The sequence below is a fragment of the Pseudomonas sp. C2B4 genome (genome assembly GCF_013359695.1).
Lineage (GTDB): Bacteria > Pseudomonadota > Gammaproteobacteria > Pseudomonadales > Pseudomonadaceae > Aquipseudomonas.
Map to the genome: position 1 here is coordinate 53,506 of NZ_JABFMU010000013.1, position 15,809 is coordinate 69,314.

At 60.7% G+C, this 15,809-nt stretch carries 10 protein-coding genes; 5 read left to right on the plus strand and 5 right to left on the minus strand.

Going from position 1 to position 15,809, the window contains the following annotated elements:
• Positions 1-63: 63 nt before the first annotated feature.
• Entirely contained in the window at positions 64-1,587 is a 1,524-nt protein-coding gene (pap, locus tag HNQ83_RS11650; protein ID WP_175389087.1) for a polyphosphate:AMP phosphotransferase, read from the minus strand.
• 209 nt (positions 1,588-1,796) lie between these two features.
• Here pap and mnmC point away from each other — a divergent pair, with 209 nt between their 5' ends.
• Positions 1,797-3,779, plus strand: coding sequence for a bifunctional tRNA (5-methylaminomethyl-2-thiouridine)(34)-methyltransferase MnmD/FAD-dependent 5-carboxymethylaminomethyl-2-thiouridine(34) oxidoreductase MnmC (mnmC, locus tag HNQ83_RS11655; protein ID WP_175389088.1), 1,983 nt, complete (start codon positions 1,797-1,799; stop codon positions 3,777-3,779).
• Between the two features lie 5 nt (positions 3,780-3,784).
• On the opposite strand, the gene HNQ83_RS11660 is transcribed toward mnmC, so the two are convergent.
• Positions 3,785-8,593, minus strand: coding sequence for an NEL-type E3 ubiquitin ligase domain-containing protein (locus HNQ83_RS11660; protein WP_175389089.1), 4,809 nt, complete (start codon positions 8,591-8,593; stop codon positions 3,785-3,787).
• A 295-nt stretch (positions 8,594-8,888) separates the two neighbouring features.
• Here HNQ83_RS11660 and HNQ83_RS11665 point away from each other — a divergent pair, with 295 nt between their 5' ends.
• From HNQ83_RS11665 to HNQ83_RS11680, 4 genes are all read left to right on the plus strand, one after another.
• Positions 8,889-10,661: an N-acetylglutaminylglutamine amidotransferase gene (locus tag HNQ83_RS11665; RefSeq protein ID WP_175389090.1), complete on the plus strand. Its 1,773-nt coding sequence runs from the start codon at positions 8,889-8,891 to the stop codon at positions 10,659-10,661.
• Between the two features lie 3 nt (positions 10,662-10,664).
• Complete coding sequence (gene ngg, locus HNQ83_RS11670; protein WP_175389091.1) at positions 10,665-12,410, plus strand: N-acetylglutaminylglutamine synthetase; 1,746 nt, start codon at positions 10,665-10,667, stop codon at positions 12,408-12,410.
• A gap of 161 nt (positions 12,411-12,571) precedes the next feature.
• Positions 12,572-13,762, plus strand: a complete 1,191-nt coding sequence (locus HNQ83_RS11675; RefSeq protein WP_175389092.1) for an osmoprotectant NAGGN system M42 family peptidase — start codon at positions 12,572-12,574, stop codon at positions 13,760-13,762.
• 181 nt (positions 13,763-13,943) lie between these two features.
• Complete coding sequence (locus HNQ83_RS11680) at positions 13,944-14,171, plus strand: YheU family protein (RefSeq protein WP_110967037.1); 228 nt, start codon at positions 13,944-13,946, stop codon at positions 14,169-14,171.
• Here HNQ83_RS11680 and csrA read toward each other — a convergent pair.
• The 3 genes from csrA to HNQ83_RS11695 all read right to left on the minus strand — a co-directional run bounded on the left by csrA (position 14,160) and on the right by HNQ83_RS11695 (position 15,717).
• Positions 14,160-14,351, minus strand: coding sequence for a carbon storage regulator CsrA (gene csrA, locus HNQ83_RS11685; RefSeq protein WP_175389093.1), 192 nt, complete (start codon positions 14,349-14,351; stop codon positions 14,160-14,162). The two genes, HNQ83_RS11680 and csrA, sit on opposite strands and share 12 nt — an antisense overlap.
• A gap of 153 nt (positions 14,352-14,504) precedes the next feature.
• Positions 14,505-14,837: a YnfA family protein gene (locus HNQ83_RS11690; protein WP_137804459.1), complete on the minus strand. Its 333-nt coding sequence runs from the start codon at positions 14,835-14,837 to the stop codon at positions 14,505-14,507.
• Positions 14,838-14,901: 64 nt separating this feature from the next.
• A complete protein-coding gene (locus tag HNQ83_RS11695) occupies positions 14,902-15,717 on the minus strand; it encodes an SDR family oxidoreductase (protein WP_175389094.1) in 816 nt (271 codons plus the stop codon).
• Positions 15,718-15,809 lie beyond the last annotated feature (92 nt).

A 15,809-nucleotide genomic window follows, 5' to 3' on the forward strand; every position in this document is an offset into this window, starting at 1 on the left:
GCATAAGCCTACCCAATTACCGACCGCGACAATCATTCACCCCGCGTATGCGTAACCATCGGTTCACTTCTTGTCTTTTTTCTCCCTGCGCCCACGTTTGTCCGACTTTTCGAATGCGTCTTCCAACGCCTGGTTGATCGTGCGCAAGACCTTGACCCGTGCCCAGCGCTTGTCATTGGCTTCCACCAGCGTCCACGGCGAGATCTCGGTGCTGGTGCGGTCGACCATGTCGCCCACGGCGGCGCGATAGTCATCCCACTTGTCACGATTGCGCCAGTCATCTTCGGTGATCTTGAAGCGTTTGAAAGGTATTTCTTCACGCTCCTGGAAACGCTCCAGTTGCGTCTGCTTGTCGATGGCCAGCCAGAACTTGACCACGACCACCCCGGCATCAGCGATCTGTTCCTCGAAATCGTTGATTTCACTGTAGGCGCGCAGCCAGTCCGCCGGGCTGCAGAACCCTTCAATGCGCTCCACCAGTACCCGGCCATACCAGGAGCGGTCGAACACGGTGAATTTTCCCCGCGCCGGAATATGCCGCCAGAAACGCCAGAGATAGGGCTGTGCCCGCTCCTCTTCGGTCGGTGCGGCAATCGGCACGATGTTGTACTGGCGCGGATCCAGTGCCGCCGCCACCCGGCGAATCGCCCCGCCCTTGCCTGCCGCGTCATTGCCCTCGAACACCGCCACCAACGCGTGGCGCCGCATGCGTTTGTCGCGCATCAACCCGGAGAACCGCGCCTGCTCGGTGATCAACTGCTCTTCATAATCATCCTTGGACAGACGCAAGGCCAGATCGAGACTATCGAGCAGATTGACGTGATCAACGCTGGGGAACACGGGCGCAGCGCTGACTTTCTCCGGGTGGATTTGCGGACGTTTCAACGCGCCTTGCAGGCCTTCAAGCAAAATCTTGCCGACCACCAGACTGCGATAGTTCGCATCCATCCCGGCGATTACGTGCCAGGGTGCATAGTCACGGCTGGTGCGCCGCAACACCCGTTCGCCGAACTTCACAAACCTGTCGTAGGTTTCAGATTGCTGCCAGTCCAGCGGGCTGATCCGCCAACTGTGCAGCGGGTCATCGGCCAATGCCTTGAGGCGCGCTTTCATTTGTTTCTTGGACAGGTGGAACCAGAACTTGAAAATCAGCGCGCCTTCATCGCACAACATCTTTTCCAGCCGCTCGGCACCGTTGATGCCCTGATCGAGCCGGGGGTCCTTGATCACGCCATGAACCCTGGCCTGCAGGATCTGGCTGTACCAGTTGCCGAAAAAAACCCCCATGCGGCCCTTGGCCGGGAGCATCCGCCAATAACGCCAGGCCGGTGGCCGCGCCAGCTCTTCGTCGGTCTGCTGGTCGAAGGTGCGCACTTCGATCAGGCGCGGGTCCATCCATTCATTGAGCAACTTGACCGTCTCGCCCTTGCCGGCACCCTCGATGCCATTGATCAGGATGATCACCGGGAAGCGCTGTTGCTGCTGAAGTTCGAACTGCGCTTCGAGCAAGGCTTCACGCAGAGCTGGCACTTCGGCTTCGTAGGTTTCTTTGTCGATGCTGTGATCGATTTCGGCGGACTCGAACATGGGCGGCTCCCTTCCAGATGTGAGCAAGACTAGCGGATTGCCCCTGCGGGAGCGAACTTGCTCGCGATGGATTCAAGAGCAGCGCGTTCATTCAGCAAGCACGCGTTATCGTTAACGCCCATCGCGAGCAGGCTCGCTCCCACAAGGTCCGGGGCGAACACCACGACGCGATCGGCTAGAATGGCCGCCTTGCCGTTGCCGAGCCTGCCATGAAACCTGTAATGCCCCACGCCCAGCTCGATTGGGACGATCAAGGTCGCCCCTATTCGCGCGTGTTCGACGATGTGTATTTCTCCGATCAATCGGGGCTGGACGAAACCCGCTACGTGTTCATCGAACAGAACCGTCTGGCAGAGCGCTTTGCCGCGTTGCCGGAAGGCGGTCGCCTGGTCATCGGCGAGACCGGTTTCGGTACGGGGCTGAATTTCCTGTGCGCCTGGCAAGTGTTCGAGCAGCATGCGGCGGCCAGCGCCCGGCTGCATTTTGTCAGCGTCGAAAAGTACCCGCTGAGCCCTGCCGACCTGCAACGTGCCCTGGCACTGTGGCCGGAACTCAAGGTGTTTGCCGATCAACTGCTGGCGCAGTACGTGGCAATTCATCAAGGCTTTCAGCGCCTGACGCTGGCCAACGGACGGGTGACCCTGACCTTGCTGGTCGGCGATGCCCTGGAGCAGTTACCGCAACTGGACGCGCAAATCGACGCCTGGTTTCTCGACGGCTTTGCCCCGGCGAAAAACCCGGACATGTGGACTGCCGAGCTGTTTGCCGAACTGGCACGGCTTGCAGCGCCCGGCTCGACCATCAGTACGTTTACCAGTACCGGTTGGGTGCGCCGCCTGCTGAACGCGGCGGGCTTCAAGATGAAGCGCACGCCGGGTATCGGCCACAAATGGGAAATCCTGCGGGGTGCATTCATCGGCTGGCCTGAAGACGTCCCGGCGCCTGCCGTGGCCAAACCGTGGTTTGCGCGCCCGGCACCGCTGGCCGGTGAACGGCGAGCCCTGGTGATCGGGGCCGGACTGGCCGGTTGCGCAACGGCTGCCAGCCTCGCGGCCCGGGGTTGGCAGGTCAGTCTGCTGGAACGTCACACCGCCGTGGCCGAGGAAGCCTCGGGCAATCCTCAAGGCGTGCTTTACCTCAAGCTATCGGCCCATGGCACGGCGTTGTCGCAACTGATTGTCAGTGGATTCGGCTACACCCGGCGCCTGCTCGAACATTTGCAGCGCGGCGTGGACTGGGACGATTGCGGCGTCTTGCAGCTGGCATTCAATGACAAGGAAGCCGAGCGTCAGGCGCAATTGGCGGCGGCATTTCCCGAAGACTTGCTGCATACGCTCGATCAAGCGCAGGCCGAGGCTCGCGCCGGTATCGCGCTGCCCGCGGGCGGCCTGTTTTACCCCGAAGGCGGTTGGGTGCATCCGCCTGCCCTGTGCCAATGGCAGGCAGCACAATCGAACATTCAGTTGCTGACGCATCACCATGTGTTGGAACTAAGTCGTGTGGACGGACGATGGCACGCGTGGGAGGGCGACAGGTTGCTGGCCGATGCGCCCGTGGTGGTACTGGCCGGCGCCGCCGAGATCAAACGCTTCCCGTACAGCAGCGAGTTGCCGCTCAAGCGCATTCGCGGACAGATCACGCGCCTGCCCCAGACGGTTGAGAGCCAAGACCTGAGCACCGTGGTCTGCGCCGAAGGGTATGTCGCCCCGGCACGCCTGGGTGAACATACGCTGGGCGCCAGCTTCGATTTCAACAATGACGACCTGACCCCCACAGCGGCCGAGCATGCGGGCAACCTGCAGATGCTCGAAGAAATCTCGCTGGACCTGGTCGCCCGACTCGGCGCGAACACCTTGCAACCTGAAGCGCTCGAAGGTCGCGCGGCATTTCGCTGCACCAGCCCCGACTACCTGCCGATCATCGGTCCGCTGGCTGACGGTGAGGCATTTGCCGAAACCTACAGCGCTCTGGGCAAGGATGCGCGGAAAACGCCGGACATTCCTTGCCCGTGGCTCGAAGGCCTGTACGCCAACAGTGGTCACGGCTCGAGAGGGTTGATTACCGCACCCTTGTCAGGTGAGTTGTTGGCTGCCTGGCTGGATGACGAACCTCTGCCCCTGCCCAGAGCAGTGGCAGAGGCCTGTCATCCGAACCGCTTCGCCTTGCGCCGCTTGATCCGAGGCAAGGCCTGAAGGGGTCAGTCCAGCGCAAAGCAAGTCTGCGACTCGTCAGCCCTGATGGCCGCCTCGGTCAAACGCCTTAACAACAGGTTCTCGGCGCGCTTGAATTCATTGGCGATACCGTCGACCTGGGGGAGATAGTCCGCACCAAGCGTCGCCTCGTTTTCTGTGGCGATCTCCATCCGCGCGTGAAAAGGGGCAGCAAGGCCAGTGAACTGTTTTTCGTGATGCTCTCGCAGAAAATCGCGCCAGAACGTGAGGTCACTCAAATAGGCCAGCAGTTCGGGGGAATTTTCTGCGGCGACGACCTTGTCGCGGGCCGTTACCAGGTCCGCCGGTTTCACGCCGCCAAGGGATGCATACCGCATATGCCGGGGCTGACCGACCAGTTTGAGTGTTTCGGCCAGGCCGGTGCGAAAAGCCAGCGCCACTTCCACCGGATCGAATTTGGGATGGGCATTGGCATGCTCCCGAGCGAGACGGTCGAGGCAATCGAGGCGGAACAGCCGTCGCCCAAGACTCAACAGCCGAGCCGCCCGGTCATGGGCATTGGCGGACTCTCGAACCACCGTGTGCAGATCCACCGCCACCTCAAGATGACTGAAGATCGTCGCGGCATCGTCAGTGCAATGGGCTTTCAACGCCATCGACAGCAGTTGATCGCGCAACGCCGAATCTGTCTGAGTCGCCTCAATCACACTCCAGACCCGCCGGGTCATGTCTTCGCGCTCAAAGCGGTTATCCGCGGTGCCTCCGACGTCTGCCAGCAACTCAAAGAATCCCTTCGAATGGGGTTCGTGCTTCAGCGCCAGCCAGGCACTGTTTCGACGGGCATAGGTCTCTTCACGCCGATCCGGCATCCACAGGTCTCGAGCCCGTTGTTCACTGAGCACCGAGGCATCATCGTCGATCAGCCCCAAGCCGATGCCGGTGTTGTCACGGAAGGTTTCCAGCTTCACCCGGCTCGCTGCGGATATCGGGTTATCCCGCAGGTTGATCGCCCGGGCGAATCGTGGAGTGACCTGGAACAACCAGTCGGGCAACTCCCGGATCTGGTTACCCCGCAAGTCCACTATGTCCAGATACGGCGGGCGCTTGAGTCCAACGGGAAGTTCCGTGGTGCGGGTATCGCGCAGGAACAGCGACTGCAAATCCAGCATTTTGCTCACGTCGATCGTAGCGCCCAGGCGATTGCCGCCGAGTCCCAGCGTTCGCAGATTGCGCAGCTCGGCCAGCTTGCGCAACGTGTGTTCGGTCAGTTGTATCTGGTTGCCGTCCAGCCTCAAGTGCTCAAGGTTGGGCATGTGCGACAAGACCTCGGGCAATCGCGTGAGTTGATTGCGATCCAGCTCCAGCGTGACAAGCCCTTTGAACGGTTTGAGGAAATACGCCAGCTCATCGCCAGCCTGCATGTCCTTGATGGAGAGGGTGCGTACATGGGCCACATCCTGCTCGGTCAACGTCGGTAATGGCCCCACCGGGTTGCGGTCCAGCGTCAGTGATGTAGCCGCCTGATTCAGGCGCGAGACCCGACGCCAGCAGTTTTCGATGGCATTGACCACCTGACGACGACCGACACGAATATCGTCGAGCCGCCCCGGCAATTTCTTCATTTGCACTTCATCGTTAAGCCAGGTGTGCAGTACCCCACGCAGTTTTTTCAGTTGCTGCCCCAGTTCGTTGATTCGATTCACCCGTGCAATCTGAGTACTGCCGGCGTTGTCGAGAAACGACGAAACCTGGGCATCCGTGAACAGCGGATAGAGTTTTCTGACTTTACGAATCAACCCCCTTGAGTAAGCACCCGCTGCAGGCGGATTCGCCTGGACACAGGCCGACAGATATTTCGCCGTTTCACTGCGCGCTCCCCGCAACACCTGTGCGGTATGCGCCGGATCGCCAGCGCCCGCCCTCGACAGCCGTGATCGCAGCGTCGGCAGGTCCAACGAATCGTCACCGGTGAACCCCATGGCGGTGCGATGGCTAGGGGGCAATGCATCCACTATCGACTGCAGCAGCGTATCGCTGGTCAGGGTGGAAGCCACGTTGCCATTGCCTTGGGTGACCTGATAGCCGGAGGTCGTCTTGACGATGACCCCATGCGAGGGCGCATCGGCTTCACCCACACTGTCGAGCAAGGTGCCAGTCCTCGATCCCTGTCGCAGTTCAAGTCGAAAACCGTCGCTCCAGCCTTGCACCCGGTCCATCAGCCCGAGCGCCAGTTTGTCGGTGTCGGCATTGCCCAGTTGCGGGAAGCGCAACCCCGTCAGTGCACGGTCCTGCCTGAGCGTGGCCTGGGCCTCGCGCACCTGCCGGGCGAGATCCGTGCCCAGGAGCTTGCGGTCACGCAGGAAAAGGCGATCCCTGCCAGAGGCGTTCTCCAGCAACTCCTGACACACGCGGGTGGGCAGGTCGGGCACCTGTTCGCGCAGCACCGCAACATCACCGGTAGCGACTCCGTCATAGGTTTTATACAGCCACTCATGCAGCGGCTGGCGATTGCTTTTGAGACTGGCGGCGATCTCCTTCGCCATCAACCGCGCTTTCGATTCAGTGCCCGTGCTGCCGATAATGGCCTCGACTTCTTTCGGGTACAGACCACTGATAACGGTATCGAGTAATTCCCCCCAATCCAGCTGCACCTGGCTGACATGCACACTGTTGATGTCATCGTCGTGGGGGGCTGTCTCGGGGAAGCGGGAAACGACCCGATCGTTCGTGTCGCGCACTTCGATAAAGCGCTCCGCTGGCCAGCCGGGGAGCCTGGGCAGTGTGAACAGTTGCGCCTGGATGAAGTCCGTGTTCGCGGTCTCGCCGCGCTCCATGGCCGCGATGAATGCGGTAATGGAGCGGTCGAGTTTCACCCGCTCGACACAGTCATTCAGCCGCTGCGGCAACTTGAGGTTGCTTTCATGCAAATAGTGCAACTGGTCGGTCGTCAGGTCGCTGATGTCGGCAACCCCATCCAGGTCAGTGCCAAGCTCGCTCAGGCGCGGGCTCGTGCGTCCCAATGCATAGGCCGTATCGTGCCATTCGTGGGCGTGCTCATAAACATGTCGCCAGCCGCCTTCCACGTTTCGTTCGACGGCGGGCTGGAATGCGTCGGTGCGTACAGGATGATCGATGGTCCATGGCGCCCCTTCGGCTTTGCGGGACACCCGATAGGGCGCGCCATCGATGACAATCGAAGTCAGCCCGGCATGTCGGTAGAGTCCTTGCGAGTCAGCTTGAACGTCGGCTGGCGGTGTCGTGGACTGCCGATAGGGTTCGAGGTCGGGTTTCCATAATCGGGCTCTGCCATCCGCGCGAGTGATGGCCTCGAATCCATCGAAGAATGCCGCCTGCTCCTTCACGCTATGGCTGATGGCGGTAACGATTTTGCCGCCCGCCGCAAACGCCGCCAATTGGGCGACATTTTCAACAACGTTCAGCACATGGGACAACGCCGCGGTTCGCTCGCCACGTGTCCAGTCCACCACGCCCTCATAGACCTCGCTGACAATGTCGACAACGGCCGCCACCAGCATCAGCTGACCGATCGCCGGCACGAAAAAAGCGGCCGCGTTCAACAGCAGCAGGCCTCCATCGAACAATATCTGGAGGGTTTTTTCCCGTTGCTGTTCATCGACATCGTCGGTCGGGACGGCAAGGAATCGCGCATCCTGTTGAGTCTTGCTGACAAAGGTATTGAAGAAAAAATCGGCAAGACAGGTGTCGGCGGGCGCGGAACTGAGCGAACCCACGGTCTTGTCCCGATCAAATTGTGCGAAGAAATCGACCTTATCGTGGCCGTGCAGGTACTGCTCGGCGAAGATTTTTCTGTAGCGAGTGCTCTGCAGATGGAGGTTGAGGTAAGCCTTGAATTCATCCAGCGAGGCATATTCGAACAGCGGTCGCCGGGGTTCGTTGGGCATGTAGACCACGCACCTGGCCTTGGGCGCGGTATCGATGGCGACCTTGGTGAACACCACTGCCCCACAGATGCAGACGTCATCAATCATCAGGCCTTGCCAAAACACCGGACCGCCATCCAACAGGGCGCCCTTGGTTTGCGCCGCTGGCAGGTCCTGTTCGAGCACGCTCAGCAGCATTGTATGAACCGCTTCGCTGATGTCCTTTTTCAGGTAGGCAATGTGCAGGGCAACCTGCATATCGAGCACCTTCAATCGCCGGATGTCCGCGGTGGAAGCCCGGTCATCGGCGGGCGCACCCTTTGGGGGTTTTGCCGGCAACGCCAGGGCCTCGCTGATATGGCGTTGATAGCGGGCCCCCAGGTCGAGCTCGCGACAGAGCGTGGCGAACTTTTCGAAGGTTATTTCAGTTCCGGACTGGACCTTGGCGTCGATGCGTATTACCGCATCCACGGGGGGCACACCGCCCTTCGCTTCTTCCTGCGTGAAGTTTTCCATGGCAGCCTGGAGCAGGCTGCGCGAGTTGACGATCACTTGAGCCAGGCTGCCGACCGGCGTGAGCCCTGTAGACGTGTACTTTTTTGTGGTGATGTCCAATGTGTCCCGCTGCACATCACATTCGATCACCCACTTGCTCCTGAGCAAGGCGGACAGTTGCTCTTTGCAGAACTCGTCCAACGGCTTGAGCTGTTCCAGTGCCGTGGTGACCTTGCCTTGGGCCAGGAAAGACTGCTCGAAAGCGGCTTTCAGGACCTGCACCACTTTCAGGTCGGCTGTCGCCAACCATTCCGGAGTGGACGCCAGCAGCACTTGGGCCTTGTCCAGATCACCGGTGTGCTCCAAAACAGCCTCGAGACGTTGCGCGGCGGTGAATGGCAATGCGCCGGGCGTGTTTTTCGGGGGTTCAGACCGCATGAGCAATATCCTTATTGCGTTGAGGGACGCTCAGTCTATGAAGCTCATCTGGCCATGAATAATTCGAATACACGGACGAATAGGCCTGCATCCAAGCAATAACTCCCATGCGTCACAGCAATAATTACCACCCCTGCAATGGACACCTGTGCTCCGTTACCCCTGTGTCCAGCAACCACTGCTTATAACTCATCGATCTAAAACTCCCACTACCGTGACAGGTCAGTTTTTGAGTACCCGCTGTTTTGGCGGGTATCGATTGACCCTCCCCAACGGAAAAACCGGTAAGGAATTTATGTGCGGATTAGCTGGCGAGTTACGTTTTGACCATCAACCTGCAGACCTTGCAGCCATAGAACGCATCACCCATCACCTGGCACCCCGTGGCCCCGACGCCTGGGGTTTTCACAGCCAGGGGCCGATTGCCCTGGGCCACCGGCGTCTGAAAATCATGGACCTGTCGAACCGCTCGGCGCAGCCGATGACCGACCATCAACTGGGTCTTTCCCTGGCCTTCAACGGCGCGATCTACAACTTCCCGGAATTGCGCAGCGAGCTGGAAAGCCTGGGCTATGCCTTCTATTCCGGCGGCGATACCGAAGTGCTGCTCAAGGGCTTCCACGCCTGGGGCGAAGCGCTGCTGCCGAAACTCAACGGCATGTTCGCGTTCGCCATCTGGGATCGTGATGCCAAACGCCTGTTCATCGCCCGCGACCGCCTTGGCGTGAAGCCGCTGTACCTGTCGCGCACCGGCCAGCGCCTGCGCTTCGCCTCGTCCCTGCCAGCGTTGCTCAAGGGCGGGGACATCAACCCGATCCTCGACCCGGTCGCGCTCAACCACTACCTGAACTTCCACGCCGTGGTCCCCGCGCCGCGCACCTTGTTGGCGGGCATCGAAAAACTGCCGCCCGCCACCTGGATGCGCATCGAAGAGGATGGCACCACCGAGCAGAAAACTTGGTGGACCCTGCCCTATGGTCCGCACGCCGATGAAATGAACCTGACCCTCGAAGACTGGCGCGACCGGGTGCTCGACAGTACTCGCGATGCAGTGGCGATTCGTCAGCGGGCGGCGGTCGACGTCGGCGTGCTGCTGTCCGGCGGTGTCGACTCGAGCATGCTCGTCGGTCTGCTGCGTGAAGTCGGCGTGGACAATCTCTCGACCTTTTCCATCGGATTCCACGATGCCGGCGGCGAGCGCGGCGACGAATTTCAATACTCGGACCTGATCGCCCGACACTACGGGACGCAGCATCACCAACTGCGCATCGATGAAAAAGAGATCATCGAACAACTGCCCGCCGCGTTCCGCGCGATGAGCGAACCCATGGTCAGCCATGACTGCATCGCCTTCTACCTGTTGTCCCGGGAAGTGGCCAGGCACTGCAAAGTGGTGCAAAGCGGCCAGGGCGCTGATGAATTGTTTGCCGGCTACCACTGGTATCCGCAGGTGGACGGTGCCAGCGATCCGTACGCGGCCTATCGCGAGGCGTTTTTCGACCGTAGCTACGACGATTACGCCGCCACCGTGCAGCCGAAATGGCTGACCGCGAATGACGCCGCGGGCGACTTCGTGAAGGAACATTTCGCACAACCCGGAGCAGAGGCCGCCTTGGACAAAGCCCTGCGTCTGGACAGTACGGTGATGCTGGTAGACGACCCGGTCAAACGCGTCGACAACATGACCATGGCCTGGGGCCTGGAAGCGCGAACACCGTTTCTCGATTACCGGCTGGTGGAGTTGTCGGCACGGATTCCGGGCCAGTTCAAGCTGCCGGACGGCGGCAAGCAGGTGCTCAAGGAAGCGGCGCGCCAGGTGATTCCGAGCGAAGTGATCGACCGCAAGAAAGGTTACTTCCCGGTGCCGGGCCTCAAGCATTTGCAAGGCGATACGTTGAACTGGGTGCGTGAACTGCTGCTCGATCCCAGCCAGGATCGCGGCCTGTTCAACCCGGCGATGCTGGACCGATTGCTGACCGATCCACAACGCCAATTGACCCCATTGCGCGGCTCCAAGCTGTGGCAGCTGGCAGCCCTGAACCTGTGGCTCAGCGAACAAGGAATCTGATCGATGAAACCTCACGCTACGGCCATCAGCCAGCGCTTGTTGCGCGGACAGGCGCCCTCTTATGAACGCTTGCAGGCGCGTCTGGCCGAAGACGGCAGCACACTTGGCGCGGCACCGATTGCGGTGCATTGCGGTTGGGGTCGGTTGCTGATCGGCCACACCTTTGCCGATGCGGCCAGCCTCGCTCAAGCGTTGCTCAACGAGCAGCCCGGCGAACGCGACATTGCGCTCTACGTCGCCGCGCCCCAGCAGGTGCTGGGGCTGGAGCCGACGCAACTGTTCCTCGACCCGTCCGACACCTTGCGCCTGTGGTTCAGCGATTACCGTCCGGCAACCCGGGTGTTTCGCGGCTTTCGCATTCGTCGCGCGCAAAGCGAGACGGACTGGCAAGGAATCAACCAGCTCTATCAAGCCCGTGGCATGCTGCCCATTGATGCCGCTTTGCTGACCCCGCATCACGCAGGCGGCCCGGTTTACTGGTTGGCCGAAGACGAAGACAGCGGCGCGGCCATCGGCAGCGTCATGGGCCTCAATCATCGCAAGGCTTTCAACGATCCGGAAAACGGCAGCAGCCTGTGGTGCCTGGCGGTCGATCCACAGTGCTCACGCCCCGGCGTCGGCGAAGTGCTGGTGCGGCATTTGATCGAACACTTCATGAGCCGTGGGCTGAGTTACCTCGATCTGTCGGTGCTGCACGACAACCGTCAGGCGAAAAACCTTTATGCCAAGCTCGGTTTTCGCAACCTCTCGACGTTTGCCATCAAACGCAAGAACGGCATCAATCAGCCGCTGTTTCTCGGCCCCGGCCCAGAAGCCCGGTTCAATCCTTATGCGCGGATCATCGTCGAGGAAGCCCACCGACGTGGCATCGACGTGCAAGTGGATGACGCTAATGCAGGGATGTTCACCCTCAGCCACGGCGGACGCCGGGTGCGTTGCCGCGAGTCCCTCAGCGACCTGACCAGCGCCATCAGCATGACGTTGTGCCAGGACAAAAGCCTGACCCATAAAGTGCTCAAGGCCGCTGGTTTGAACCTGCCGAGCCAGCAACTGGCGGGCAACGCCGATGACAACCTGGCGTTTCTCGAAGAGCACCGCCGGGTGGTGGTCAAGCCGCTGGACGGTGAGCAAGGGCAAGGCGTGGCCGTGGACTTGCAGAGCATCGAAGACGTCCAGCAAGCCATCGAAGTCGCCCGCCAATTCGACAGTCGCGTGCTGCTGGAAAGCTTTCACGAAGGCCTCGACCTGCGGATTCTGGTGATCGGTTTTGAAGTGGTCGCCGCCGCGATTCGCCGACCCGCCGAAGTCGTGGGCGATGGCCAGAACGCCATCGGCGCGCTGATCGAAGCCCAGAGCCGGCGACGTCAGGCGGCCACGGGCGGTGAAAGCTCAATTCCGCTGGATCAGGAAACCCAACGCACCTTGCGTGCCGCCGGTTACGACTACAGCAGTATTTTGCCGGCCGGCGAGCATCTGTTCGTCCGGCGCACGGCGAATCTGCACACCGGCGGGATTCTCGAGGACGTCACTGCGATCCTGCACCCGACCCTGGTGGATGCCGCGGTGCGCGCCGCGCGAGCGCTGGACATTCCCCTGGTCGGCCTCGACCTGATGGTGTCGGCCGCCGATCAACCGGAGTACGTGTTTATCGAAGCCAACGAACGTGCCGGGCTGGCCAATCATGAACCGCAGCCGACGGCCGAGCGGTTTGTGGATTTGTTGTTTCCGCATAGTCAGCCGGTTTCCTGACATTGATGTGTTGCCCGTGCCATGGCCTTCGCGAGCAGGCTCGCTCCCACATTTGACCGCAGTTCCCTGTGGGAACGAGTCTGCTCGCGAAGGCGGTCTGGCAGGCAGCGAATTTCCTCCTCATCGAAACCATCGATGCGCTCAACCCATCAGGAGTTTCCATGACCCTCCAATACCCCGAACCGGACCTGACCTACCTGCAAAAAGTCCTGCTGGAAATGCTCGCCATCCCCAGTCCCACCGGGTTCACCGATACCATCGTGCGCTACGTTGCCGAACGCCTGGAAGAGCTGGGCATTCCGTTCGAGATGACTCGCCGCGGCACCATCCGCGCCACCCTCAAGGGCAAGAAAAACAGCCCCGACCGCGCCGTGTCGGCTCACCTGGACACCATCGGCGCCGCCGTGCGTGCGGTGAAGGACAACGGCCGTCTGACCCTGGCGCCGGTCGGCTGCTGGTCCAGCCGCTTCGCCGAAGGCAGCCGCGTGAGCCTGTTCACCGACAACGGCGTGATCCGTGGCAGCGTCTTGCCGTTGATGGCGTCAGGGCACGCCTTCAACACCGCCGTGGATGAAATGCCGATCAGTTGGGATCACGTTGAATTGCGACTGGATGCCTACTGCGCGACCCGTGCCGATTGCGACTCCCTGGGGATCAGCGTGGGGGATTTCGTCGCCTTCGACCCACTGCCGGAGTTCACCGAAAGTGGCCACATCAGCGCCCGTCACCTCGACGACAAGGCCGGTGTCGCAGCACTGCTGGCGGCGTTGAAAGCGATCGTCGACAGTGGTGAAGAATTGCTGATCGACTGCCACCCGCTGTTCACCATCACAGAGGAAACCGGCAGCGGCGCGGCGGCGGCACTGCCATGGGACGTCAGCGAATTCGTCGGCATCGACATTGCACCGGTCGCACCCGGCCAACACTCCAGCGAACACGCCGTGAGCATTGCGATGCAGGACTCCGGCGGGCCCTATGACTATCACTTGTCGCGGCACTTGCTGCGCCTGGCCAGCGACCATGAGTTGCCGGTACGTCGCGACCTGTTCCGTTATTACTTCAGCGATGCCCACTCGGCGGTCACCGCCGGCCATGACATCCGCACCGCCCTGCTCGCCTTCGGCTGCGACGCGACCCACGGCTATGAACGCACCCACATCGACAGCCTTGCCGCCCTCAGCCGTCTGCTCGGCGCCTACATTCTCAGTCCGCCGGTATTCGCCAGCGATGCGCAACCGGCCACCGGCTCCCTGGACCGCTTCAGTCATCAGATCGAACATGACACGCAGATGGAGAGTGATACGCGGGTGCCGTCGGTGGACAGTCTGGTGGGGCAGCGATCCGATAGCTGACCAAGATAGGTATTGTCTGAAAAATTGCTTTCGCGAGCAGGCTCGCTCCCACATAGGTACGCGGTTCATTGTGGGAGCGAGCCTGCTCGCGAAGGGGCCGGATCAAACAATGCAAACCCGTAGGCTAGCGGCGACCTCCCATTCGCCGTAGCATCGCGCCATTGCTTATCCGAGGTGCCCCATGCTGATTCCCCACGACCAACTTGAAGTCGACACCCTGACCCGCCTTATCGAAGATTTCGTGACCCGTGACGGCACCGACAACGGCGATGACACGCCGCTGCAAACCCGTGTATTACGAGTGCGCCAGGCATTGATCAAAGGGCAGGCACTGATCGTCTTCGATCCGGAAAGCGAGCAATGCCAATTGATGCTCAAGCACGATGTGCCCAAGCATTTATTCGACTGATTTTTTCTGGCGGGTCAATTTGCGCTGGATGCGATCGTAGATTTCGGACCGGTGAACATTGACGCTCTTGGGCGCTTCGATGCCGAAACGCACGCTGTTTCCGTCGACCGCCACGACGCGTATGGAAATGGTGTCACCGATGGAAATCAATTCGCCCACAACGCGACTGAGTACTAGCATGGCCTTTGTCCTTCAGGGTTACCGGACCTTGAAGATGCCCGGCGCGCGAAGCGGCTTCAAGGCAACAGCGGCAATCCAGACCGAACTGACAGCCAATGACCAGCCCACCTGACAGAAACGTCTGACAGGTCGTTTGAATGAAGGATGGATCCTTCAGGATGCGGAAAAACGGGGACCGAACAGGATAACGCTCGCCCCGATCACGCACAGCGCCACGCCAATCCAGTCAGAGCCCAGCGGACGAATCCGCTCGACCACCGCCAGCCAGCCAATGGAGGCGATGATGTAGATACCGCCGTAAGCGGCATAGGCGCGACCGGCGTAGCTGGCTTCGATGCGGGTCAGCAGCAGCGCGAACAGGGTCAGGCTGAGCAGCGCCGGCACCACCCACCAAACGCTTTTCCCCTGGCGCAGCCACATCCAGAAGGCGAAGCAACCGGCGATTTCAAACAGCGCGGCAAGAAAAAACCACAAGTAATTGAGCATGGGAATGCCTCGCGGGGATGGCCGATGGCGGCCACCCTAGCGAGGCATTCGCTGGCGGGCAAGTTCAGCCTGCGGTTTGTTTGGCCTTGGCACGCATTTTATCGGCCATCACGGTCATTTCGTTGTAAAGCAGCTGCGGGTTCTTCTGCTTGAGTGCCCAGGCCATGCGACCCTGTTCGTGAGGCAGGATCATGAACTCGCCTTCGGCGACTTGACGGTAGATATAGTCGGCAATGTCGGCCGCCGTGATCGGCGAACTTTCCAGCAACTTGCCGACCTGTGCCTTCATGGCCGGGGTCGGGCCCCGGAACGAATCCAGCAGATTGGTCTGGAAGAACGACGGGCAAACCACATGCACGCCAATTTCCTGGTGCGCCAGTTCGATCAGCAGACTTTCGGACAACGCCACCACGCCGGCCTTGGCCACGTTGTAATTGCTCATGGCCGGGCCCTGCATCAGTGCCGCCATCGACGCGATGTTGATGATCTTGCCTTTGCTCTTTTCCAACAGCGGCAGGAAGGCCTTGCAACCTTTGACGACGCCCATCAGGTTGATCGCGATCTGCCAGTCCCAGTCTTCCAGGGACAGTTCACTGAAGAACCCGCCCGAGGCCACGCCCGCGTTGTTAACGATAATGTCGACACCGCCAAGTTTCACTTCGCAAGCCTGGGCGAAAGCGGTCAGTTGGCTGTAATCGCGCACGTCGCAACGCTGGATAAAACCATCACCGCCGGCTTCACGCACCAGCTTCAGGGTTTCCTGCAAGCCAGGCTCGCTGACATCGGACAAGGCCAGTTGCCAGCCTTCACGCGCCCAGCGCAGCGCGATTTCGCGACCCAGGCCAGAGCCCGCACCAGTGATCATCATGCGATTTTGCATAGCAAACAGCCTTGTTGTTCCGGGAAAGATGCGTCGAGTGTAGCGAAGGATATTGCCCGACCCACGCTCCATCAGATTGCTGAATGGCCCGA

Bases quoted from the DNA above. Each gene is read 5' to 3' on its own strand.
- pap (WP_175389087.1), bottom strand. From the start codon at position 1,587: ATGTTCGAGTCCGCCGAAATCGATCACAGCATCGACAAAGAAACCTAC.
- mnmC (WP_175389088.1), top strand. From the start codon at position 1,797: ATGAAACCTGTAATGCCCCACGCCCAGCTCGATTGGGACGATCAAGGT.
- HNQ83_RS11660 (WP_175389089.1), bottom strand. From the start codon at position 8,593: ATGCGGTCTGAACCCCCGAAAAACACGCCCGGCGCATTGCCATTCACC.
- HNQ83_RS11665 (WP_175389090.1), top strand. From the start codon at position 8,889: ATGTGCGGATTAGCTGGCGAGTTACGTTTTGACCATCAACCTGCAGAC.
- ngg (WP_175389091.1), top strand. From the start codon at position 10,665: ATGAAACCTCACGCTACGGCCATCAGCCAGCGCTTGTTGCGCGGACAG.
- HNQ83_RS11675 (WP_175389092.1), top strand. From the start codon at position 12,572: ATGACCCTCCAATACCCCGAACCGGACCTGACCTACCTGCAAAAAGTC.
- HNQ83_RS11680 (WP_110967037.1), top strand. From the start codon at position 13,944: ATGCTGATTCCCCACGACCAACTTGAAGTCGACACCCTGACCCGCCTT.
- csrA (WP_175389093.1), bottom strand. From the start codon at position 14,351: ATGCTAGTACTCAGTCGCGTTGTGGGCGAATTGATTTCCATCGGTGAC.
- HNQ83_RS11690 (WP_137804459.1), bottom strand. From the start codon at position 14,837: ATGCTCAATTACTTGTGGTTTTTTCTTGCCGCGCTGTTTGAAATCGCC.
- HNQ83_RS11695 (WP_175389094.1), bottom strand. From the start codon at position 15,717: ATGCAAAATCGCATGATGATCACTGGTGCGGGCTCTGGCCTGGGTCGC.